The sequence below is a fragment of the Sulfitobacter dubius genome (genome assembly GCF_027214245.1).
Classification (GTDB): Bacteria; Pseudomonadota; Alphaproteobacteria; order Rhodobacterales; family Rhodobacteraceae; genus Sulfitobacter; species Sulfitobacter dubius_A.
Window position 1 is genome coordinate 366,319 of the sequence record NZ_JAPWHM010000004.1, and the last position, 22,507, is coordinate 388,825.

General features: G+C 63.1%; 25 protein-coding genes. 5 read left to right on the forward strand and 20 right to left on the reverse strand.

Annotated elements, in window-relative coordinates; genetic code table 11:
- Positions 1-35: 35 nt before the first annotated feature.
- Positions 36-626, forward strand: a complete 591-nt coding sequence (locus O4H31_RS11865) for an NAD(P)H-dependent oxidoreductase (RefSeq protein WP_259981617.1) — start codon at positions 36-38, stop codon at positions 624-626.
- Here O4H31_RS11865 and O4H31_RS11870 read toward each other — a convergent pair.
- The 10 genes from O4H31_RS11870 to yajC form a co-directional block, all read right to left on the reverse strand.
- Positions 616-1,134: a DsbE family thiol:disulfide interchange protein gene (locus O4H31_RS11870; RefSeq protein WP_167360215.1), complete on the reverse strand. Its 519-nt coding sequence runs from the start codon at positions 1,132-1,134 to the stop codon at positions 616-618. The genes O4H31_RS11865 and O4H31_RS11870 overlap by 11 nt on opposite strands.
- Positions 1,135-1,147: 13 nt before the next feature.
- Positions 1,148-1,303, reverse strand: a complete 156-nt coding sequence (gene ccmD / locus O4H31_RS11875) for a heme exporter protein CcmD (protein WP_243260889.1) — start codon at positions 1,301-1,303, stop codon at positions 1,148-1,150.
- On the reverse strand, positions 1,303-2,037 hold the full coding sequence (locus O4H31_RS11880) for a heme ABC transporter permease (protein ID WP_269346016.1): 735 nt from the start codon (positions 2,035-2,037) through the stop codon (positions 1,303-1,305). The genes ccmD and O4H31_RS11880 overlap by 1 nt, the downstream gene beginning before the upstream one ends.
- A 66-nt stretch (positions 2,038-2,103) precedes the next feature.
- On the reverse strand, positions 2,104-2,760 hold the full coding sequence (gene ccmB, locus O4H31_RS11885; RefSeq protein ID WP_269346018.1) for a heme exporter protein CcmB: 657 nt from the start codon (positions 2,758-2,760) through the stop codon (positions 2,104-2,106).
- Positions 2,757-3,368, reverse strand: a complete 612-nt coding sequence (gene ccmA / locus O4H31_RS11890; RefSeq protein ID WP_269346020.1) for a heme ABC exporter ATP-binding protein CcmA — start codon at positions 3,366-3,368, stop codon at positions 2,757-2,759. The genes ccmB and ccmA overlap by 4 nt, the downstream gene beginning before the upstream one ends.
- 19 nt (positions 3,369-3,387) lie before the next feature.
- Entirely contained in the window at positions 3,388-3,741 is a 354-nt protein-coding gene (locus tag O4H31_RS11895; protein WP_269346021.1) for an Mth938-like domain-containing protein, read from the reverse strand.
- A gap of 18 nt (positions 3,742-3,759) precedes the next feature.
- Positions 3,760-4,491, reverse strand: a complete 732-nt coding sequence (locus O4H31_RS11900; protein ID WP_269346023.1) for a sulfite exporter TauE/SafE family protein — start codon at positions 4,489-4,491, stop codon at positions 3,760-3,762.
- Positions 4,492-4,507: 16 nt separating this feature from the next.
- On the reverse strand, positions 4,508-5,476 hold the full coding sequence (secF, locus tag O4H31_RS11905) for a protein translocase subunit SecF (protein WP_269346025.1): 969 nt from the start codon (positions 5,474-5,476) through the stop codon (positions 4,508-4,510).
- A 1-nt stretch (position 5,477) separates the two neighbouring features.
- A complete protein-coding gene (gene secD / locus O4H31_RS11910) occupies positions 5,478-7,127 on the reverse strand; it encodes a protein translocase subunit SecD (RefSeq protein WP_269346027.1) in 1,650 nt (549 codons plus the stop codon).
- A gap of 35 nt (positions 7,128-7,162) precedes the next feature.
- The gene (gene yajC, locus O4H31_RS11915) at positions 7,163-7,441 is read right to left on the reverse strand and encodes a preprotein translocase subunit YajC (RefSeq protein WP_067627241.1); all 279 of its coding nucleotides are present in this window, start codon (positions 7,439-7,441) and stop codon (positions 7,163-7,165) included.
- 217 nt (positions 7,442-7,658) lie between these two features.
- On the opposite strand from yajC, the gene serS reads away from it, so the two are divergent.
- Together serS and O4H31_RS11925 are read left to right on the forward strand one after the other, a co-directional pair.
- Positions 7,659-8,951, forward strand: a complete 1,293-nt coding sequence (gene serS / locus O4H31_RS11920; RefSeq protein ID WP_269346029.1) for a serine--tRNA ligase — start codon at positions 7,659-7,661, stop codon at positions 8,949-8,951.
- Between the two features lie 241 nt (positions 8,952-9,192).
- Positions 9,193-9,909 (forward strand): tryptophan-rich sensory protein, encoded by a 717-nt coding sequence (locus O4H31_RS11925; protein ID WP_269346031.1) that lies wholly within the window; start codon positions 9,193-9,195, stop codon positions 9,907-9,909.
- Between the two features lie 6 nt (positions 9,910-9,915).
- Here the strand turns inward: O4H31_RS11925 and der are convergent, their stop codons facing one another.
- From der to O4H31_RS11940, 3 genes are all read right to left on the reverse strand, one after another.
- Positions 9,916-11,397, reverse strand: coding sequence for a ribosome biogenesis GTPase Der (gene der, locus O4H31_RS11930; protein WP_269346034.1), 1,482 nt, complete (start codon positions 11,395-11,397; stop codon positions 9,916-9,918).
- Between the two features lie 60 nt (positions 11,398-11,457).
- Complete coding sequence (locus O4H31_RS11935) at positions 11,458-12,840, reverse strand: PQQ-like beta-propeller repeat protein (protein WP_269346036.1); 1,383 nt, start codon at positions 12,838-12,840, stop codon at positions 11,458-11,460.
- A 67-nt stretch (positions 12,841-12,907) separates the two neighbouring features.
- Entirely contained in the window at positions 12,908-13,612 is a 705-nt protein-coding gene (locus tag O4H31_RS11940; protein WP_269346038.1) for a tetratricopeptide repeat protein, read from the reverse strand.
- 147 nt (positions 13,613-13,759) lie between these two features.
- Here O4H31_RS11940 and O4H31_RS11945 point away from each other — a divergent pair, with 147 nt between their 5' ends.
- Positions 13,760-14,209, forward strand: coding sequence for a DUF302 domain-containing protein (locus O4H31_RS11945; RefSeq protein WP_419723596.1), 450 nt, complete (start codon positions 13,760-13,762; stop codon positions 14,207-14,209).
- A gap of 20 nt (positions 14,210-14,229) precedes the next feature.
- Here the strand turns inward: O4H31_RS11945 and O4H31_RS11950 are convergent, their stop codons facing one another.
- The 3 genes from O4H31_RS11950 to O4H31_RS11960 form a co-directional block, all read right to left on the reverse strand.
- Positions 14,230-15,045: an ion transporter gene (locus O4H31_RS11950; protein WP_269346346.1), complete on the reverse strand. Its 816-nt coding sequence runs from the start codon at positions 15,043-15,045 to the stop codon at positions 14,230-14,232.
- A gap of 110 nt (positions 15,046-15,155) precedes the next feature.
- A complete protein-coding gene (locus tag O4H31_RS11955) occupies positions 15,156-17,033 on the reverse strand; it encodes an ABCB family ABC transporter ATP-binding protein/permease (protein WP_419723597.1) in 1,878 nt (625 codons plus the stop codon).
- A gap of 129 nt (positions 17,034-17,162) precedes the next feature.
- A complete protein-coding gene (locus O4H31_RS11960) occupies positions 17,163-19,421 on the reverse strand; it encodes a LysM peptidoglycan-binding domain-containing protein (protein WP_269346041.1) in 2,259 nt (752 codons plus the stop codon).
- 104 nt (positions 19,422-19,525) lie between these two features.
- Between O4H31_RS11960 and O4H31_RS11965 the strand changes: the two genes are divergently transcribed.
- Positions 19,526-20,074: a TIGR00730 family Rossman fold protein gene (locus tag O4H31_RS11965; protein ID WP_269346043.1), complete on the forward strand. Its 549-nt coding sequence runs from the start codon at positions 19,526-19,528 to the stop codon at positions 20,072-20,074.
- Here O4H31_RS11965 and rarD read toward each other — a convergent pair.
- The 4 genes from rarD to O4H31_RS11985 form a co-directional block, all read right to left on the reverse strand.
- Positions 20,011-20,931, reverse strand: coding sequence for an EamA family transporter RarD (rarD, locus tag O4H31_RS11970; protein WP_269346045.1), 921 nt, complete (start codon positions 20,929-20,931; stop codon positions 20,011-20,013). The genes O4H31_RS11965 and rarD overlap by 64 nt on opposite strands.
- A gap of 66 nt (positions 20,932-20,997) precedes the next feature.
- Positions 20,998-21,453 carry a host attachment family protein gene (locus tag O4H31_RS11975; protein WP_269346047.1) on the reverse strand — a complete coding sequence of 152 codons (456 nt, stop codon included), beginning with the start codon at positions 21,451-21,453 and terminating at the stop codon, positions 20,998-21,000.
- Entirely contained in the window at positions 21,450-21,659 is a 210-nt protein-coding gene (locus O4H31_RS11980; protein ID WP_067630683.1) for a hypothetical protein, read from the reverse strand. The genes O4H31_RS11975 and O4H31_RS11980 overlap by 4 nt, the downstream gene beginning before the upstream one ends.
- Positions 21,660-21,796: 137 nt before the next feature.
- Positions 21,797-22,396: a superoxide dismutase gene (locus O4H31_RS11985; protein WP_259949156.1), complete on the reverse strand. Its 600-nt coding sequence runs from the start codon at positions 22,394-22,396 to the stop codon at positions 21,797-21,799.
- Positions 22,397-22,507 lie beyond the last annotated feature (111 nt).

Genomic DNA, 22,507 nt, shown 5'->3' on the forward strand with positions numbered 1-22,507 from the left:
GTTGGTCTTGACTCACCCAAGTGAAAGGAAACTTCATGAGCCCGAAAATCACCGTTCTTTTCTATTCCACCTATGGCACAAACCACGCCATTGCTGAGGAAGCCGCCCGCGCCGCCGAAGAAGCCGGCGCCGAGGTTCGCCTCCGCCGCTGCGCAGAGACCGCCCCGCAGGCCGTTGTCGATGGTCAAGACGCTTGGCGTGAACAGTTGGACAAGATGAAAGACATCCCCGAGGCCAAGCCCGAAGACATGGAATGGGCCGATGGCTATTTCATCTCTGCCCCGACGCGCTTCGGCGTCGCCGCCAGCCAGTTCCGCGCTTTCATCGACACGCTGGGGCCACAGTGGCAATCAGGTGCGCTGGCCAATAAGGCAGTCACCGCGACCACTTCTGCGCAGAACCCGCACGGGGGCCAAGAAACCACGATCCAGTCGATCTATGTCACCGCCATGCACTGGGGCGCAATCATCGTGCCGCCGGGCTATGCCGATGGGGTGAAGTTTGAAGACGGCGGCAACCCCTACGGCTATTCCTGCGAACCCGGCCCGCTGGATGAAACCGGCAAAAAATCCGTCGCCTTCCAAGCCAAACGTCTGGTCGAATTCGCAGGCAAGATCAGCGGCTGAGCGCGTCTTGCAATGCCGGGAGAAACCGCTGCTCATAGTCGCTGCCGACAAGCGGCCCGGCAAAGCGGAACAGCACCGTGCCGTCCCCGCCAACGATGAATGTCTCTGGCGGGGCGGTGACACCCCAATCAATCGCCACCCGCCCTTGGGGGTCGAACCCGACCCCGGCAAAGGGGCTCTTTTCGTCTTCCAGATAGGCGGTGGCGTTCTTCTCGGTATCTTTGAAGTTCACGCCAATGATGTTCATCCCCTCGGCCTGCATTTCCAGCAGTTTGGGGTGCTCAGCACGGCAGGGCGGGCACCAGCTTGCCCAGAAGTTAACGAGGCTCACCTCTCCCCCCCGCAGCATGTCGTCCGTCGCCTGCGGATAGCCCGGCAGCGCCGCCTCAGGCATCGCGGGTGCCTGTTGCCCGACCAGCGTAGAGGGCAACCCCTCGGGGTCATCGCGGTACATGCCGACCGCTGCCAGCGCCACGAAGGCCGCGAAAATCAGCGGCGGGGCGATCATCATGGGAGAGAGTTTAGCCACGGCGTCCGGCCTCCGCTTCGGTTTCTTCCAAAGCGCGGCGTGCCGCCCGGCCTCGCAGCAGGGTCAGCCCCACCAATGCGGCCAACAGCAGCAGCGACACGCCATAGGCCGAGAGCACCTCGGCCGCATATTTTCCAAGTTCCGGCATCACGCCCCCCTGTTCATCCGCGCCCGCAGCGCCGCCGTACGGCGCAGGCGAATTTCGGTGCCCGTGCGGTAAACCACCAGCGCCAGAAACAGCAGGCCGAAGCCGATCATCGCCAGCACCAAAGGATAGAAAAACACATCCGCCACGCTGCGGTTGCCCGTGGCCACGGGGATCGACGTGCCCTGATGCAGCCCTTGGTTCCAGAACTGCACCGCATAGCGCGACAGCACCGCAAAGACCGAGCCCACAAGGCAGAGCACCGAGGTCAGATCAGCGGCGGTGTCCGGGTCTTCGACCGCCTGCCACAGGGCGATATAGCCAAGGTAAAAGAGGAAAAGGATCAGGAACGACGTTAGCCGCGGATCCCATGCCCACCATGTGCCCCACATCGGCTGGCCCCAGATCGCCCCGGTCACCAGCGCAATCAGCGTCATGACCAAGCCTACGGGGGCCGCGGCCTTGGCCGCCAAGGCGCTGACGTGGTGACGGCGGATCAGCCAGATCAGCGAGGCGACCAGCATCATAAACCATGCATTGATCGCCATCAGTGCGGCAGGCACATGCAGATAGATGATCTTGACCGTGCTACCTTGCCGCGCGTCATCAGGTGTGCCGAAGAACCCCCAAAGCAGGCCGACGCTTGCAAAGACAGCCGCCAGCGCCCAAAGCACAGGTTGCACACGCTCTGAAAGCGCAAGGAATTTGACCGGGTTTGCGTATTGCCAAAGGGACATGCAGTTTACCTATCGCGCGGGTGGGTGGTGCTCAATGCACAAATACTTGGGGCACAATTTCTTGGGTCATCGCAACCCCATCCGAAGCACCGCCGCTGCGGCAAATGGCATCAAGGCCACCACGGCCAGCGTCAGCCCCGCCAGCATCAAAAGCGGCGTCGTGGCATCCAAGCCCGCCGCCCCACGCCGCGCAACCTCGGCCCCGAAGATCAGCGTCGGGATATAAAGCGGCAGCACCAGCAGCGACAGCAGCAAGCCGCCGCGTTTGATCCCCACCGTCAGCGCCGCGCCGAACATGCCGATCACTGAGAGCGCAGGCGTGCCGAGTGCGAGCGAGGCCAGCAGCCACAGATGACCGGGCGCCGCGAGTTGCAGCATCACCCCAAGGAAAGGCGCAGCCAGCACCAACGGCAGACCCGTGGTCAGCCAATGCGCCAAAGCCTTGATCGCCAGCGCCCCTTCGAGGGGCAAAGGTGCGGTGAACAGCAGTTCGAGAGAGCCGTCCTCAAGGTCCAGCGCCAAGAGACGGTCAAGTGACAAGAGGCAGGCCAACAACGCCCCGAGCCAGAGCACACCGGGGGCAATCGCTTTGAGCAGCGTGGCCTCTGGCCCGACGCTAAAGGGCACCAGCATCGTCACGATCAGGAAGAACGCCAAGCCAAGGCCAAAGCCCCCGCCTGCTCGCAGCGCCAAGCGCAGATCCCGTTGCAACAGCGCCTTCATAGAAAGGCCGCGTCGCTGGCGCCGAGATCGGCATCGGGGGCCGCGCGAAAGGTGCTGATGTCAAGCACGCGGGCATCGACCCCCAGATCAATATGCGTAGCCATCAGCGCCGATCCCCCCGCCGCCAGATGCCCGCGCAGAACGCTGCCGAAGAGCGCCACGGCATCCGCATCGAGCGAAACCGTCGGTTCATCCAACACCCAAATCGGCCGCCCGGTTACCAACAGCCGCGCCAGCCCCAGTCGCCGCTTTTGCCCGGCAGAGAGCGTACCTGCCAAACGATCTGCAAGCGGTCGCAGCGCATAACCATCAAGCGCCTGCGAAATATCAACATTTCCAAAGACTTGCGCCCAAAAGCTCAGGTTCTCGCGTACGGTCAGCATGGATTTCAGCCCATCCGCATGGGCAGCATAGGCCACGCGGTCCGCTGCCCCTTCGATCTGCCCCGTGAGCGGCGCTTGCAGCCCCGCAATGCAGCGCAGCAGCGTCGTTTTTCCGGCCCCGTTCGGGCCACGCAGCACCAAGGCCTCCCCCGCCTCCAGAGCAAAGGATACGCCCGAAAGCACCGGCACCCCGCCGCGCGCCACGCTGAGATCGCTCACTTTCACTGGCGACGCCGCTCCGCCGTCAGACCGGCAACAGGGCCAGCGCGATGCGCCGCCCCTCGCTCAGCAAAATATTATAGGTCCGACAGGCGGCGGGGGAGGACATGACCTCGACCCCCAGCCCGGCCTCTTCCAAGGTCTCACGCAGGTCGTCGGGGATATGCGCCACCTCCGCCCCGGTGCCGAGGAAGACCACATCGACCTTGCCCGCCAGCGCCAGCACCGGCGCGGGATCGGCCAAACCACCCCAACCGGTGATGCCTTCGGGACCGATCACCTGCGGGCCTTGCACGACCTCTCCGCCAATGCGGAAAAAGCCCGGGCCATAGCCGTCGATCGGTTTGGCGTCGGTATAGGTGATCTCGTTCAATCGCATGTCATGTCTCTCTCAGGCTCAGATATTCCACAGCGGCAGCCCAAGGATAGCCGATGCGGCGATGACGATATAGGCCACCGCGCGAAAAAGCCGCTCTCGGCCCGGATCAAATAGCTGCGCCCCGATGATATTGGCGATGACATTCGGCACCCCGGCCAAGAGGCCCAGCATCAGCACCGGCCAGACCACCTGCCCCGTCGCTGCCAGCATCGCAAAAAGCATCAGGTCAAGCCCCAGAAGATAGAGCAGAAAATTGGCGCGGATCACCGCAGCGGGCCGACGGCTGGCCATATAGAGCAGGATCACCGGCGGCCCGGCGATGCCCGCAAAACCGGTCATGAAGCCGCCCAAAGCACCCGTTGCCGTCACCAGCTTCGCGCTCAGCGGCCCATGATAGCGCCAGCCCGCCAGCAGCAGCGCCAAAAGCCCCAGAACCACGCCGGAAACGATCCAGCCAAAGCCCTCGGGCGACATCAGCGACAGCCCCCAGAGCCCCAGCGGCATCCCGATCAGCACGCCCAGCAGTAGCCGCCCCACTTCACGGGGGGCACCTTCGCGCAGGGCATCGGGGAAGTTTGGCAGGGGGCCGATCAACTCGGCCGCGGTCATGAAAAGGATCGCTTCGACCGGAGAGAGCACAGAGGCCGCCACCGGCATGATAATCATGGCAGAGCCGAAACCCGCAAAGCCGCGAACCAGCCCCGCCACGATCACGGCCAGCGCAAGCCAAGCCACCCCGGGGGTGGCCATGGCCTGCGCCAGCAGGTCAGGCATCAATATTGGCGAATTGCGTACCCGCGCCCGCGTCGGGCTTGGACCAGTCGCGTTTTACGCCGAGATAAAGCACCACATTCTTGGCCACATAGACCGAGGAATAGGTGCCGACGATCACGCCCCATGTAATCGCAAAGACAAAGGCTCGGATCACATCGCCGCCCAAGATCAGCAGCGCGATCAGCGCGAGCAGCGTGGTGCCCGAGGTCATCAGCGTCCGGCTCAGCGTTTCATTGACGGATAGGTTCATCACCTCACGCAGAGGGCGCTTCTTGTATTTGCGCAGGTTCTCCCGCAGGCGGTCAAAGATCACCACGGTGTCGTTGATCGAATAGCCGATGATGGTCAGGATCGCGGCCACCACAGGCAGGTCGAAACGGATTTGCAAGATCGAGAACAGGCCAATGGTCAGCACCACATCGTGGAACAAGGCCACCACCGCGCCGACCGAGAACTGCCATTCGAACCGCAACCAGATATAGATCAGGATCGCCGCCAGCGCCCCGCCGACGGCAAGGAACGCCGTCTGAATCAATTCGCCCGAGACCTTGGGCCCAACGGATTCGACAGAGGTGAACTTGATGTCGGGGGACACGCTTTGCAGCGCCGCTTCGATGGTTTCGATGGTGTCGGTGGTCGCCGCTTCTTGGCCCTCTTGGGCCTGAACGCGAATCATAGCCACATGGCGGTCTTCCCCAAAACCGGGGTCAAAGACCTCGGAAATGGTTACATCGCCCAGCTCCAATGGAGCCAGCGCATCGCGGTAGGCGCCCACGTCGATGGCCTCAGAGCTTTCGGTCCGCAGGGTCGTGCCGCCGCGGAAGTCGATGCCAAAGTTCAGCCCCATCACGCCCCAAGCGATCAGCGACAGGATCATCGCCACCACGGAAGCGCCAAAGGTGATCTTGGCATAGCCAAAGAAATCGAAGTTCGTGTTGTCGGGTACCAGCTTCAGTCGCATGTCAAACCTCGATTGTCTTGGGACGGCGGCGTTCAAACCAGATCACCACCAGCAAACGGGTGACGAAATAGGCGGTGAATACCGATGTGACGATGCCAAGACCAAGCGTCACGGCAAAGCCGCGCACCGGGCCAGAGCCTAGGGCAAAGAGGATGACCGCCACGATGAAAGTGGTGATGTTGGCATCCAAAATGGCGCTGAGTGCGCGCTCATAGCCCAGCGAGATCGCCCGCGCGGCACCCTTGGCGTTGCGTTGCTCTTCGCGGATACGCTCAAAGATCAGCACGTTGGCGTCGACCGCCATGCCGACCGTCAGCACGATCCCGGCGATGCCCGGCAGGGTCAGCGTGGCCCCGATGAGGCTCAGCAGGCCAAAGATCAGCCCGACGTTGATGATCAGCGCGATATTGGCAAAGAACCCGAAGAGCCCGTAAGACGCCCACATGAAGAACAGCACAGCGGCAAAGGCTACCATGGTCGCGATCTTGCCCGCGTCGATGCTGTCTTGGCCCAGTTCCGGCCCGATGGTGCGCTCTTCGACAAAGCTCAGCCCCGCAGGCAGTGCCCCGGCGCGCAGCAGCACGGCAAGGTTCGTGCTTTCCTCGACCGAGAAACGCCCGGTGATGATGCCTGAGCCGCCGGGAATATGGCTTTGGATGGTGGGCGCGCTGATGACTTCGTTGTCGAGCACGATGGCAAAGGGCGAGCCGATGTTCTCGGCCGTGTAATCACCGAACTTGCGCGCGCCGGAAGTGTCAAAGCGGAAGGACACGGCAGGTGCCCCGTTCTGGTCAAAGCTCGGCTGTGCGTCAACGAGTTGCTCGCCGGTGACGACGGGGGCGGTTTCGATCGTGTAGAACACGCCCTCTTCATCCGCCGCAGGCAGGATCGCGTTGCCGATGCCGGGGTTGTCGTTTTCATTGGAGCCGCGGTTGACCACCGGGTTGAAGGTCAACTGCGCCGTGGTGCCGATGATGGCTTTCAACTCGGCAGCGGAGCCGATGCCCGGCACCTGAATCAGAATGCGGTCCGCCCCCTGACGTTGGATCGTCGGCTCGCGGGTGCCGACTTCGTCGATGCGGCGGCGCACGATTTCGAGGCTCTGCTGCATGGTGCGCTCATCGGTGGCCTGCATTTCGGCCTCCGACAGGGTGATTGTGATGACGCCATCAGCGCCGCTCACGTCGATGTCACTGCCGCCTGCCCCGGTCACCGTGGTAACGGGGCGGGCCAAATCACGGGTAATCTGCAGCGCTTCGGCCATTTTCGACGGATCGTTCAAACGGACCCGCAATTCGCCTGCCGGTGCCTCTTCGCGCCGGACCGGGGTCAGGCTGCGCAGGGCATCGCGAACCTCGGGCCATTGTGCTTCCATGCGCGAGGCATAGACATCGGCCAGTTGCACTTCGGCCAGCAGATGCGCACCGCCGCGCAGGTCAAGGCCAAGGTTCACCAGCCCCGAGGGCATCCACTCAGGCCAAAGCGCGCGCTGCGCTTCCAGTTCTGGCGTGCTGCCCTGAACTTCGATGGCCGCAACGGCGTCATTGTGCTTTTCGACAGGAGCGTAAAAGGCATTGGGAAGCGCGAGCCAAAGCCCTGCCAAACAGGTCAGGACAATGACAATCCGCTTCCACAGATCAATCTGTAGCATAGTTCCGCCTTTGGGTTGCGGCCTCGGGGTAGGGTTTATTTCGCCGGTTCGGTCTTGGAAACGACGGTCGCGATGGTGGCCTGCACCACACGGATTTTCACGCCTTCGGCGATTTCCACCTCAAGCTCGCCGTCGTCTTTGACCTTGGAGACCTTGCCGATGATCCCGCCTTGGGTGACGACCTGATCGCCGCGGCGTAGGCCGGCCACCATGGCCTGATGTTCTTTGGCCTTCTTCTGCTGCGGGCGGATGAGCAGAAAATACATGATCGCGAAGATCAGGATCAGCGGCACAAATTGCTGGATGCCTTCCATGGGGGTCGTCCTTTTCGATGGGTATTGGGCCGCAGGATGGGCCCTAAGAATTTGGCCAGAACCTATGCGCGGCGGCAGCGGGGTGCAAGGTGGAAAGCCGCCGCCGCATGGCCGTCTGCGCGGGGCCAATCGCCGCACGGTTGCGGCCCCTACCGCCGCGCAGCACATTGAGGCATAAGGCAGGAAAACCGACTCACCCGATTTTGAGGACAAACCCATGCACGACATCCGCGCCATCCGCGACAATCCCGAGGCTTTTGACGCCGCTCTCGCCCGCCGGGGCGAGGCTGCGATGTCGCAGGCGGTGCTGTCGCTCGATGCCGCGCGCCGCGCCAAGATCGCCGCGGCTGAGACTGCGAGGGCCGAGCAAAACAAGGCCAGCAAGGAAGTCGGCGCTGCCAAGGCCAAAGGCGACGAGGCAGAGTTTGACCGTCTGCGGGCCTTGGTCAGCGACAAAAAGGCCGAAGTTGCCGCGATGAACGTCGAGGCGCAGGAGTTGGACGCGAAGCTGACCGATATGCTCGCCCGGATCCCCAACAACCCCGCCGATGATGTGCCCCAAGGCGATGATGAAGGTGACAATGTCGAGGTGAAAAGCTGGGGCGAGAAGCCCAGCTTTGATTTCAAACCGGTTGAGCATTACGAGATCACTGGCGTCAAACCCGGCATGGATTTCGAGACCGCGGCCAAGACTTCGGGCGCGCGGTTCGTCATGCTGAAAGGCGCCGTGGCGCGGGTGCACCGGGCGCTGGCGCAGTTCATGATCGACACCCATGTGGATGAGAACGGCCTGACAGAGGTGAACTCCCCCGTGCTGGTGCGCGACGAGGCGATGTATGGCACGGATAAGCTGCCCAAATTCGGCGAAGACAGCTATCAAACCACCAATGGCTGGTGGCTGGTCCCGACCTCGGAAGTGCCGCTGACCTATTCGGTGGGCGGCGATACGTTAGAGGAAAGCGCCCTGCCGATCCGGCTGACCGCCCATACCCTCTGCTTCCGCTCCGAGGCCGGGAGTGCTGGCCGCGACACCGCTGGCATGCTGCGCCAACACCAGTTTGAGAAGGTTGAGATGGTCTCGGTCACCCACCCGGATGAAAGCGACGCCGAGCAGCAGCGCATGGTTGGCTGTGCCGAAGGCATCCTTGAAAAACTCGGCGTGCCCTACCGCACGGTGATCCTCTGCACCGGCGACATGGGGTTCGGCGCGCGGCGCACCTATGACATCGAGGCTTGGGTGCCGGGGCAGGATTGCTACCGCGAGATCTCCTCGGTCTCGACCACGGGCGATTTCCAGGCCCGGCGCATGAACGCGCGGTTCAAGCCCGAAGGCGGCGGCAAGCCGCAGTTTGTGCATACGCTGAATGGGTCGGGTTTGGCTGTGGGGCGCTGCTTGATCGCTGTGCTGGAGAATGGCCAACAGGCGGATGGGTCGGTGAAGCTGCCTGAGGTGCTGGCGGGGTATCTGGGCGGGAAGACGACGCTAACCGCTGAGGGTGTGCTCGCCTAAGGCGATCACCAGGCCCGGAATCAAGCCGCAGGCGCCGGGCCATCGCCTGCCCGTCCCCCGGGTAGGCGATTTGGTGATGCTGGGTGCTCCCTCGCGATCGCACATCACGGCAGAACCATAAAGTGGCATGAACCAACGTCAGATCGCCCACCCACGGGCAGGCGATGGCCCTTGGTTGCCGTGGCGAGCGGGCGCTCTAGGATTAGATGTACCGCAACATCCAATCCCGCGAGGCCCCCGCTTGCCCAAATCATCCCGCACCCTGACCGCAGCCCTCGCCCTGCTGCTCAGCATCGCCTTCGCCGCCTCCCCGCTTTTCGTGCCCAGCTTTTCAGGCTTCGACCCCAACCAATTCCCAATCCCGCAAGACAACCCACCCGCGCAGCCTGCGGGCTATGCGTTTTCCATCTGGGGCGTGATCTATCTTTGGCTGATTATCGGACTGGCCTATGGGCTTTTGCGCGCGCCGCGGGATGGGCAGTGGCATGACATGCGCCTGCCGCTCTGCCTGTCGCTCGCCGTGGGGACAACATGGCTCGCGGTGGCCACCATGAGCCCGGTCTGGGCGGCGGTGCTGATCTGGGTCATGCTGATCACAGCTTTAATCGCCCTGTTCCTCGCCCCGGTCGAAGACCCGCTCTGGGCCGCGGCCCCGGTGGGGCTCTACGCAGGCTGGCTCTCTGCCGCATCCTGTGTGTCACTGGCGCTGCTGGCGGCGGGCTATGGCTATCTGGAAGAGCAGACGGCAGCCGTGGTCTTTGTCGGGCTCGCAGGGGCAATTGGGGCCATCGTGCAGACCGCCCTTGGCCGGACCCCCACCTACGGTATCGCGGTGATCTGGGGGCTGGTGGGCGTGATCGTGACCAATTGGGGCGAAACGCCCTTGGTCGCCTATCTGGCGCTTGGGGGCAGCATCCTTGTGGCGCTGCCCACGCTCAGGGCGTTTCGGCGGGGCTGACCGAGGTTAGTCCCGGCGGCGGCCGTCGGTGTGCTTGCGCAGCTTCGACGGCGCGGCCTTTTTGCGGTTTTTATAGGGGTTGGCATCCGACTGGCCGCGCATCCAAAGTCGGATCGGCGTGCCGGGCATGTCGAAATCCAACCGCAACCCGTTGACCAGATAGCGGGTGTAGCTGTCCGGCACCTTGTCGGGATGGCTGCACATCACAACGAAGCCCGGCGGACGGGTCTTGGCCTGGGTCATGTAACGCAGTTTGATGCGCTTGCCCTGCGGCGCGGGGGGCGGATGCGCCTCCATCATGCCCGAGAGCCAGCGGTTGAGCTGTGCGGTGGTAACCCGACGGTTCCAGACCTCATAGGCGCGCATGATGGCGGCCTGAAGACGGTCAAGCCCCCTGCCCGTCTTGGCAGACACAGTGATCAGCGGCGCGCCACGCAGCTGCGGCAACAGCCGCTCAGAGCTTTCCTTCAATTCGCGCAGCTTGTCCTGACGGTTTTCCTCGATGTCCCATTTGTTCACGGCGATCACGACCGCCCGCCCCTCACGCTCGGCCAGATCGGCGATGCGCAGGTCCTGCTGCTCAAAGGGAATTTCGGCGTCGAGCAGAACCACAACAACCTCGGCAAATTTCACCGCGCGCAAACCGTCGCTGACGCTGAGTTTCTCCAGCTTCTCCTGCACCTTGGCTTTCTTACGCATGCCTGCAGTGTCGAAAATCCGCATCGGCACAGGATCGCCGTCCGGCCCGGCCCAGTCGGTCATAAGTGAGATCGCATCGCGGGTGATCCCGGCCTCAGGCCCGGTCAACAAACGGTCTTCACCCAAAATCTGGTTGATCAGCGTCGACTTGCCCGCATTGGGGCGGCCCACCACGGCAACTTGCAGGGGTTTGGCGCGCGTGGGCATCGGCACGGATTCGGCTTCGAGATCGGCGTCATCCTCGGGCAGGTCCACATCCGTCTCGGGCGCGTCCTGCGTGGCGCGGTCTTCGTATTGATCGGCCAGCGGCATCAACATGGAGTAGAGATCGTTCAGACCTTCGCCATGTTCGGCGGAGAGGCGGATCGGCTCACCGAGACCCAGCGAATAGGCCTCGATCATGCCAGCATCGGCGGCTTTGCCCTCGGCTTTGTTACCGGCGAGAATCACATGAGCGGATTTCTTGCGCAAGATCTCGGCAAAGACCATATCAGAGGGGGTCACGCCGACACGGGCGTCGATCATGAACAGACAGATATCGGCCATATCCACGGCACGCTCGGTCAGGCGGCGCATCCGGCCTTGCAGGCTGTCGTCGGTGACCTCTTCCAGACCGGCCGTGTCGATCACGGTAAAGCGCAGGTCGGCCAGTTTGGCCGCGCCTTCGCGCAAATCGCGTGTCACGCCGGGCTGGTCGTCGACCAGCGCGAGGCGTTTTCCGACAAGGCGGTTAAACAGCGTGGATTTCCCGACATTGGGACGGCCCACGATGGCAAGGGTAAAGGACATAATTCAGGCTCCGGGCCCCGGTTGGGCCAGTTCAGACACGCGCCTTAGCCTATTTGCGGCCTAACGGAAAGCGTGCAATTGCCCTTTGGTGGAGACGACATAAAGCGTGCCGCCCGCCACGACGGGGGCGGTGGTCGCCCCGCCAGGGATTTGGGTGGTGCCCGTCAGCCCGCCGCTCACAGGGTCAAAGCTGCGCAGCACCCCGTCGTTGGACGCCACGATCACGCGGCCCCCGGCGATGATCGGGCCGTAATGCGCCACCACTTCGGATTGCCTTCTGGGCCGGTCCTTGACGAAATTCGGCAGCGGCGTGCCCCAGATACGGCGGCCCGTGCCGGCGTCGAGCCGTACCAGTTCATTGAGGTCGGTGACCGCGAAAACAGAATCGCCCGCGGGCCAGACCGGGCCGATCGCCCCGTCGCGCGCGACCCATTTACGGTCCCCGCTGTTCACGTCGAGCGCGGCCAGACGGCCCGAATGGTTGCCCACATAGACGGTCCCGCCCGAGACCACGGGCGCGCTTGTCACGTCGCCAACAAAGCTCAGCGCGCGGCCCTGACGTTTGCCCAGAACAGAGGTCGCCCACCGCTCCAGCCCGCCTTGACGGAACAGCCCCTGAACCTCACCCGAGCCGAAGGCAAAGATCGCAAGATCATTGGTGACGGCGGGCGCCGGTGCGCCCAACACGTTGCTGAGGCTGGTGACAGCACCGGTCTGCCACTGGATGCGGCCTGTGGTTTTGTCGAGCGCGAAGCCGGTATCGTCACCGGCCGTGAGATAGACCAGATCGCCCGAGACGGTCGGTGTGCCGGAGCCCGTGGCGTCGAGGTCTTGCGTCCAACGCACTCCGCCCGTTGTTACGTCGAGCGCGGCCAGAACACCAAAGCCCACAGAGACGTAAAGCGTTTCGCCGTCCACGGCGAGCCCGCCACCGGTGGCTTGGCCTTGGCGGTCGGATGCGGGGGTGAGGTCGCGGGTCCAGAGCGTTTGCCCGGAGGTCGAGGTCGCAGTGACCTGCGCGCCGGCATCGAGCGTAAAGACGCGCCCGCCCGCGACCACCGGATCGGCAGTGATGCGCTGTTTGCGGCTGTCGCCCGCGCCGATCTTGGCGCTCCAGACCGGCTGCAAAGTGCTGCGCAACGCGGGGTGGCCCACGCGGGTCGAGGGGGTGCCGACACTGTGGGTCCAGTTGGCGTTGTTCACCGCGCCGCCCAAAGCGATGGCGCGGCTGGTGTTTTCCGGTACGGGTCCATCGATGGCGTCAAAGGCCGGGTCTTGCACACCGGGGTTTTGCAGCACCGCGCGCACGTCTTCACGTTTGCCCGGCAGATAGGTCTGCTCATCCGCGCAGGCCGCCAGCAACAGCGCGGCACCGATGGCTCCCGCCACGCCCAGCCCCCGCAGACCCGCATGGCCGGGTTCGGATTCGCGATGCTTCGTCATGGACCTGCTCACTTTCTGTCTTTCCTCAACTTTCACGCCCCCGCCGTTTTCGGCGGGTGGATATGTGTCAGTCACCCGTTGCTTCGGGGATCTCCAGCTCAGCCGCTGCAGCAGCGTCTTCGACCCCCGGTTCTTCACCCAAGGCCACAATCACCTGAAGGGCGCGTTGTTGCAAGTCCGGGGTGGTTTCCGCATCGGAGAGAATGGACTGGTATCGCGCCACGGCCTTGTCGGTCTCACCCTCTTCGATGTCGATCAGGGCCAGTTGCTCTTCGGCCAGAAGGCGCAGCGGGGCACCGGGTTGGGCCAGTGCTTCGAGCGCCTGACGCCGCTCTGCCACGGGCACCGATTGACCCTGAAGGGTCACGGCCTTGAACTGCGCCAACTGGCGGTAAATCGGCGCAAGATCGCCGTCGAGCGCCACGGCGTCGAGCTGTTCCACGGCGGCGTCGATCTCACCGGCCTCGGCCAAGGCATCGGCGCGCAAGAAATTCAGCACGGCGCGGGCACCGGGGCCTTCGGCTTCAATCGGGGCGAGTGCTTCGGCGCGGGCATTGCTGGCATCCGCCTCAAGCGCTTCGAGCATGGCATCGCCCAAGGCTTCGGCCTGCGCACGCTCTTGTGCTTTGCTGTACTCGTTCCACGCAGCACCGCCGACGATGGCAACCACAGCGACCACAGCGATCCAACCATAGCGGCGCAGCAGACCATAAAACCGGTCGCGGCGGACCTCTTCGTTCACTTCGTCAATAAAACTGTCGGTATCGCTCATCGCGCCCTGCCCCCGGCCTGATTTTGCCCCTCTTACCGCGCGTGGACAGCCAAGCCAAGACCCAGCGAACCGCAGCACGGTGTTGAGCGCTTGGCACGGGCAAAGGTCACGCTAGATCAGGGGCAGGATGCAGCAAAGGAGACGATGATGAGAGCGATTGCAATGGCCGCAGGTCTGGTGATGGCAGCGGTACCCGCTTTGGCCCAAGATTTGGTGGCCAAAGTGTCACCCCATGACGTGGTGACAACGATGGACCGGCTGGAAAGCGCCGTCGAAGAGGCCGGGGCCGAGGTTTTCGCCCGCGTCGATCACGCCGCCGGGGCCGAGAAGGTCGAGATGGAGTTGCGCCCAACGCAGCTTTTGATCTTTGGCAACCCCAAACTCGGCACGCCCGCGATGCAGGACGCCCAGACCGCCGGGCTGGACCTGCCGATGCGGGTGCTGGTCTATGCTGATGGTGAAGGCGCGGTGCACGTTGCCTATGCCGCGCCCGAGACGTTGATCACGGCGCATGGCCTGCCGGAAGAGGCCGAATATATCACCAAGATGACCGAGGCGCTGGACAACCTCACCGCCAAGGCGATCGGCGAAGAGTAACGCTTCTTCCCGCCCGGACCTTAGCGTTTGGGCGGGGTGTTCTGCGCTTTGATCAGGTTTTCCAGATCGGTGAGGCGCGACATGACCTCATCACGGTAGGTGTTGGTCTGCTCGTTGCTTTCCTCATGATGCGCGTCTTGCATCGAGTTCACGATCAGACCGACCAGCAGGTTTACCACCGCGAAGGTCGTGACCATGATGAAGGGCACGAAGAACATCCACGCAAAGGGATAAACCTCCATCACCGGGCGGACGATGCCCATGGACCACGACTCAAGCGTCATGATCTGGAACAGCGAATAGCCCGAGCGCCCCAGCGTGCCGAACCACTGCGGGAAATCAGCGCCAAAGAGCTTGGTGGCCATGACAGAGGCGATGTAAAAGATCACCCCCATCAGCAGGAAAACCGAGCCCATACCGGGCAGCGCGTTGACCAGCCCCTCGACCACGCGGCGCAGCGAGGGGGCAACGGAGACGACGCGCAGCAGACGCAAGATGCGCAGGGCACGCAGCACGCTGAGCCCTTGGGTCGCCGGGATCAGCGAAATGGCGACGATCACGAAGTCGAAGATGCTCCAGCCGCGTTTGAAGAAATCCATCCCCCGACCGTAGAGCTTAATCGCGATCTCAATGACAAAGATGCCGAGACAGATCCTGTCGAGCAGCAAGATCAACGGCCCCACCTGCGCCATAACCTCATCCGAGGTCTCAAGCCCCAGAATGACAGCGTTAAAAAGAATCACGGCCAGAATAAAGTTCTGGAACGAGGCGCGGTCAGCCAGTCGTGCCGCACGGGCGCGCAGCGACTGTGGCGAGGAAGGGGAGAGATCGGTCATGGCGGTAGATATCGTGTGCCGCTTGGCACAACGCAAGAGCAGATCAGCGTCAAAAACGCCATAGGCGGCAATGCCCCGCCCCCCTGCCGCAACAGGGGGCAGGGTTTGCATTAGATCTTTTCTTCTTCCGCCTGCTGGCGCTGCCAGAGTTGGGCATAGCGCCCGCCTTGAGCGAGCAGCACCTCGTGGCTGCCCTGCTCAATAATCTCGCCCTTCTCCAGCACGACGATGCGATCCGCCTCTGCGATGGTGGAAAGACGGTGGGCGATGGTCAGCACTGTGCGGCCTTGGCTCGCGCGGCGCAGTGCGTCTTGGATTTCGTGCTCCGTCTCACTGTCAAGCGCGCTTGTCGCCTCGTCCAACAGCAGGATGGGCGGGTCTTTCAGCAGCGTCCGGGCGATGCCCACGCGCTGTTTCTCGCCGCCCGACAGTTTCAGCCCCCGCTCGCCCACCGTGGTCTTATACCCCTGCGGCAGCGCCATGATGAAATCGTGGATCTGTGCTGCACGTGCCGCATCCTCGACCTCGGCCTGCGTCGCCCCATCGCGGCCATAGGCGATGTTATAGCCGATGGTGTCGTTGAACAGCACCGTATCCTGCGGCACCACGCCAATCGCCATATGCAGCGAATGCTGGGTCACATCGCGCACGTCCTGCCCGTCGATCTTCAGCGCGCCACCAGCGACATCGTAGAAGCGGAACAACAGCCGCCCGATGGTGGATTTGCCCGAGCCGGTCGAGCCGACAATCGCCACCGTCTCTCCCGGTCGCGCCTCAAGCGAGACGCCTTTGAGGATTTCGCGGTCGGTGTCATAGGCAAAGCGTACATTCTCCAGCGTCACATGCCCGCCTGATACCTTAAGGTCTGGCGCATTGGGCTTGTCATCAATCTCTGCCGGTTGTTCGAGCAGGCCGAACATCTGGCCCATATCCACCAGCGCCTGACGGATCTCCCGGTAAACGGTGCCAAGGAAGTTCAGCGGCACGGTCAGTTGGATCATGTAGGAGTTCACCATAACGAAGTCGCCGACGCTCAGCTCGCCGCTTTGCACGCCCATCGCGGCCATGACCATAACGCCCACCAGCCCTGCGGTGATGATCAACGCTTGGCCAAAGTTCAGGAAGGCCAGCGAATAGTTCGTCTTGATCGCCGCGTTCTCATAGTCGGCCATCGCCAAGTCATAACGCGCGGCCTCGCGGCCCTCGGCGCCGAAGTATTTCACCGTCTCATAGTTCAACAGGCTGTCAATCGCGCGTTGATTGGCCTCGGTGTCGCTGTCGTTCATCTGCCTGCGCAGACGCACACGCCATTCGGTCACGGCAAAGGTGAACCAGACGTAGACCGCAATGGTCACGGTCACGACCGCCAGATACCAAATGTCGAACAAAACGGCGAGGATCACGCCGACAAGGATCAACTCAAGGATCAGCGGCCCGATGGAGAACAGCAAGAAGCGCAGCAGGAAATCGACGCCTTTGACACCGCGCTCAATGATCCGGCTCAGCCCCCCGGTTTTACGGGTGATGTGATAGCGCATCGAGAGTTTGTGGATGTGCTGAAAGGTCTCAAGCGCCAACATTCGCAGGGCACGCTGTCCGACACGGGCAAAGACCGCATCGCGCACCTGTTGAAAGCCCACGCCCATCAGCCGCGCCATGCCGTAGGCCACGGTCAGGCCAATCGCCCCAAGCGCCAGCATCGGCGCGCCCTCGCCCGCCAGCGCATCCACCGCGTCGCGGTAGAAGAACGGCGTGGCGACGATGATCAGTTTCGACACCAAAAGCGCCAACATCGCCAGAACCACCCGGCGTTTCACCCATGGCATATCTTTCGGCCAAAGGTAGGGCGCGACCTTGCGCAGCACCAAAAAGCCCGACTGACGCTCGGCGGCGTCGATCATTTCGGCCTCTGTGGGGATGCGCTCAGGCTTGGGGGTTTTGCGGTCGCGCCGACGCGCGGCGGGCGTTTGGTCTGTATCGGCTAGCATGGGAATTCCTGAAGTGATTACAGGCTACATAGGCCCCAAAGCCGAGGGTTGCCAGTGTGGGGCGGCGCACAGCCGCTCTGCGCGCTGCGAATGCCACCCCGGTTTGGGCCCCTGAGGTCGGGCGTCAGATCACTCCGTTGCAGGTTCTTCAGGCAGATCGAAAACCTGTCCGGGGTAGATCAGATCGGGGTCGCGGATATTGGCGCTATTGGCCTCGAACACTTTCACGTAGAGTAATGGGTCGCCGTAGCGGTCACGTGAGATTGCCCAGAGCGTGTCGCCCTTCTGGACCGTCACGGCGCTCAGCGGCCCGGTCAGCCCTTCGGTGGCCGCGGCCAGCACCTCGGGGGATTCGCGCTTGAACGGAGTCTCTACCCGGCTGGTCACATCGCCCGCGCGAGAAAGCTCATCCACCCGAAGGGTATAGACGCCCTCATCGACGTTCGGCAGATCGCCCCGCCAGCGGCCCTCCTGATCGACCGGCAGGCTGATCACCGCGTTATTGTTCAGATAGACGCGCACCTCGCTGGTGTCCGGCTGCGCACGGCCTGCAAGCTGCACGTCACCCTGATCAGAATAGCCGATGGTGTCGAGCGCCACATTGGTCATTACCTGCGGCGGCGCGGTGTCGAGCCGCTCCACACCCTCGGCCGTGGATTTCAGCACCGGCGCTGGCGCAGATGGCCGGGCCGGGGCGGCAGCGGTGTCGGTTTCTTCCGTGGGCATCGGGGTTGTGGTCTCAGGGCTGGGCGCGTCGCGTTCCGCGAGGCTGGGGGCATCGGTTGTGGGATTTGGCGTCGGGGCCCCCTGCGCAGGGGAAGCGGTACCGTCGGCAGCGCCAGTGGCGGCGTCCGCCGTTCCCGTCCCCGCCAGCAGTGTGGCTTGGGCCGGGGTGTCGGAGGTCGCCTGCTGCCCTTGGTCTGGCGCAGTGCTGTCGCCCGCGCCGGTGCCTGTTCCGGCCAATCCCGCGCCAGTGCCCGTTCCGGCCGATCCCGCGCCAGTGCCCGTTCCGGCCAACGGAGTCGCTTGAGCGGGCGCGGTGCCGATGGCAAGGTCTTCCCCCGCCTCGATGGCTTGGTCCTGATCCGGTGCGGAACCCGCTCCCTCGGCGCTGCCGGTATCGGAAAGCGATGTGGCTTGAGAGGGGTCAGAGCCGATGGCAATCTCTCCTTCACCCGCAGCAGGCTCTTGCTCAGGGGCGGAGTTCGCGCCCTCCGCGGTGCCGGTTCCGGAAAGCGGTGTGGCCTGAGTGGGGTCAGAGACGGTCTCTCCTTCGCCCGCAGTAGGCTCTTGCTCTGGGGCGGCGTTCACGCCCTCAGCCGTGCCAGTTCCGGAAAGCGGTGTGGCCTGATTGAGGTCGGATACGTTTGCAATCGCTCCTTCACCCGCGGCAGGCTCTTGCTCTGCTGCGCTGCCCTGAGCCCCGCCGGTTTCCAGAGGGTCGAGTTGGCCTCCGCCCTCAATGGTCTCTTGCTCCGCTGTGGCCGTCTCGCTTGCAGCGGCGGGCGTTGCCGAACCGTCGTGAGATGTTGGCTGGCTTTCGGCAGCCTCCTCAGCCTCGCCGGTCGCGGTCCCGGCCAGCGGGGTTGCCTGTTCCGGAGCGGTCGCGGCGGGCTCGGTTGCGGCCTCGTTCCGCTCTCCAGCGGGAGCATTGGTTGAAGCCGTCTGATCCGCAGACGTCTCTCGCGTCATCTCGGCCTCGGCTAGCGAGGTCACGTCAGAGGCTTCAGCCGCCGCCTGCACGTCGTCCGGCGATGCGGGGTCAGGCTCGGCCCCCTCGTCTGCAGCCGCCTCGCCACCGGGGTCCGCGCCCTCCTCCGCAAGGGCAAGCGGGCTTTGTTCAGGCGTGGTGTCCGCCTCTGCCATCTGCAGAGGCGCTGCGGTCGGCGTGAGGATGATCTCTTCTTCCGAGGCGAGCTTGGTCTCACCGTCCTGCCCCAAAAGCGTCAGCACATGTCCCTTGCCGTCGGGGGGGATCATCGCGAGGGTCGCGAATTTTCCGGACCCATCGGCGGTGGCGGTGGCGATCTCTTCGCCGTCTTTCAACACGGCCACACTGCTGCCGGGGGCCGCGCGGCCTGCGATCACGGTCATCCCATCGCTTTCGCGGCGCACTTCGTCAAAGGCCGGTGCCTGCGGTGCCGCCTCGGGCTCCGTCGCCGCCACACCCTCAGGGCCGACCGAAACACCTTTCACCGCATTTGGCACAAGCGTGGCGTTCTCAGGGGTGGCATCGCGTTCGGGGAGCACGGCCACCGTGGTTTGTCCTGCCTCCTCTGGCCCGCTGCGCTTGCTGCCGATCCAAGCGCCAAGCGCCAGCACCGCCGCCGCGAAGGCGCCAGCCGCCATCGCCCCCATGCCGCCAAACCGGCCAAATCCCTTGAACATCTTCTACTTCCCCTGTGGTTGAGCCTTTTTAGCAAGCAGGCTAACAGGGGTCAAAAGCGCAGACGATCTGCGCCAAATTTTCCTAATCATCAGGACACTTTACCATGCAACATTCTGTCTGTGTCTATTGCGGCTCCCGCCCCGGCGATGACGATGCCTTTACCCATGACGCCGAAACACTGGGCCGTGGTATTGCGCAAGCCGGGCTGCGGCTGGTCTATGGCGCGGGCGATGTCGGCCTGATGGGCAGCGTCGCCCGTGCCGCCCAAGCGGCTGGCGGCGACACCTTCGGCGTGATCCCCGCGCATCTTGTTGCATGGGAAGTCGGCAAGACCGATCTGACCCGCTACATCGTGACCGAGACGATGCACGAGCGCAAGAAAGTGATGTTCATGAACTGCGATGCCGTAGCCGTTTTGCCCGGCGGCGCGGGATCACTGGATGAGCTTTTCGAAGTGCTGACATGGCGCCAGTTGGGCCTGCATGAAAAGCCGATTTTCCTTGTGAACACACATGGATACTGGGATCCTTTCATGTCAATGATGAACCATGTCGTGGCCCATGGTTTTGCCGATGCAACCCTTCTGGATTACGTCACCGTGGTGGCGGATGCCGATGCCGCTCTCAGCGCCCTGCGCCGCGCCTTGTCCTGACGGAAGCTGCTGACGGAATAGACCGCCAACGCGCACCAGATCAGAACGAAAGCCTGCACATGCCAGCCGGTGAAAGGTTCGCGAAACAGGACCACGGCGCAGAAAAACTGCAAAGTCGGATTGATGTAGCTCAGCAATCCGGCTGTCGCCATCGACAGCCGCCGCGCGGCGTAGCTGAACAGGATCAGCGGCGTGGCCGTGATCGGTCCGGCCAGTATCAAAAGCGCCGTATCGCGAAACGACACGCCAAAGGCCCCGGTCCCATTGTCACCCGTTTGCCACAGCACGAGCACCGCGAGGGGCGACAAAAGCAGTACTTCCGCCGTGACGGAGACCACCGGCCCCACCGCCAACCGCTTTTTCGCCAGCCCATAAAGCCCGAAGGAGGCCGCCAGCGCCAAGGCGAGCCAAGGCGCGGCGCCCAGCCCATGGGTGAGCAATGAGACGGCCACGGTGACCAAACCGACCGCGAAAAGCTGCACAGGGCTCAGCCGCTCGCCAAAGACCAACCGCCCCAGCAGGACAGAGACTAGCGGGAAGATGTAGTAGCCCAAAGCGGCCTCGGTCGCCTGCCCGCTCTGCACCGCTGAGATGAAAAGATACCAGTTCGTCGCAATCACCAGCGCCGCGAAGGCGAGTAGAGCAAAGGCCCGCGGCCCCGCCATCGCGTCGAATACCGCCCGCAGACGCCGCTGTACCGTCAAGACGATGATGAAAAACACCAGCGACCATAGGGTACGATGCGCGAGCACCTCGGCGGCGGGCACATGCGACAACAATTTGTAGAAGATCGACGACAGCCCCCAGATGCAGCAGGCCGCGATCATGGCGGCGAAACCCTTGGTGGTATCGGTCATTGACAATCCTTGGCGCGGTAAACTGCTTCCTTGTGAAGGCAATCAATTCCCGCGCCAAGGGAAAAGTCAGGCTTGGGCCAATTCCCCGGCCACGATCTTTTCGATCTCGTCAATGGGGTGGTTGGTCAGGGTCTTGGGGATTTCACCCACGACCTTGTTCCGCACCTCTTTATGAAGGTCATCGCGCAGATCACCCAGCACGGCGGGTGGCGCCACCAGAACGATCCGCTCGAAACGTCCCTTGTGGGCGAGCTTGTAAAGAATGTCCGCCAAGTCTTTGGCAAAACGCTCTTTTTCCAGTTCATGCCAATCGGTATCGTCAAAGGCAGAGCGGTGCCCGCTGGGCCCATCGCTCATCCGACCGGGGCGGTTGGCGGCTTGTTCCCGCGCCGGGGGATTCTCCTGCTCTTCCTTGCGCACGACCTGAAGATAAGGGTCTTCGCCGTCCGTGTGGTTCTGCAGAAAAAGGGCCTTTTCGCCATCCGCGATCAGAACCCATGTATCTTGGCTGAGTTTGGTCATGAAGGCTCTCCATGGTTGCGTTTGTCTTCGCCGGTGACACGGGTCACGCCGTCTTCACCCTTCTCGGCGCGGCGCATGGCGTCTTGGGTGCCCACGTCCTTTTGCAAATCGCCCCCGGCGCGGCCGCCTTGATCTGGCGTCTCAGTCTCGGAGAGGAATTTTTCCGTTTCCTTGGTACCGTCGTTGGATCGTTTCCGCTCGGCCATGTTGTCCTCCTTTTTTTGACGTGAAGTCTCAGGGGAAAAACATCCGCGATGGGGCTTGGGTTCCAACGAAAAAACCCCGCAGCAGGCTGCGGGGTTCGGTATGTCACTTGGGCCGACTCAAAGGCCGGAGGGTCACATCACAGACGCGAGGCGACGTTGTCCCAGTTCACCAGATTGTCGAGGAAGTTCGACAGGTAGTCGGGGCGCGCGTTGCGGAAGTCGATGTAGTAGGAGTGTTCCCACACGTCGCAGCCCAACAAAGCCGTCTGGTCAAAGCAGAGCGGGTTCACGCCGTTCTCGGTCTTGGTGACCTTCAGGCTGCCGTCTTTATCTTTCACCAGCCACGCCCAGCCCGAGCCGAACTGGCCCGCGCCTGCGGCTTTGAACTCATCCTTGAACTTGTCGACGGAACCAAAGCTCTCGGTGATCGCTTTTTCCAGCTCGCCGGGAAGCTTGTTATCTTCGGGGCTCATCATTTCCCAGAACTGGTTGTGGTTCCACAGCTGGCTGATGTTGTTGAAGATGCCGCTTTGCGCCACGGCGTTCGGATCATAGGTGCCCTTGATAATCTCTTCGAGGGTCTTGCCCTCCCACTCGGTGCCTTCGATCGCCTTGTTGCCGTTGGTCACATAGGCGTTGTGGTGCTTGTCGTGGTGGTATTCCAGCGTTTCCTTGGACATGCCTTTGGATGCAAGCGCGTCGTGGGCATAGGGGAGATCGGGAAGTTCAAAAGCCATTTCTGGGCCTCCTCATTTGGGAATTTCGCTGCGGCCACTTGATGGGGATCAAGCGGCAACGTCAAGGTCAACGTCTGCAAATCGCATCCGTTCCAAGCGAAATAGTCAGTT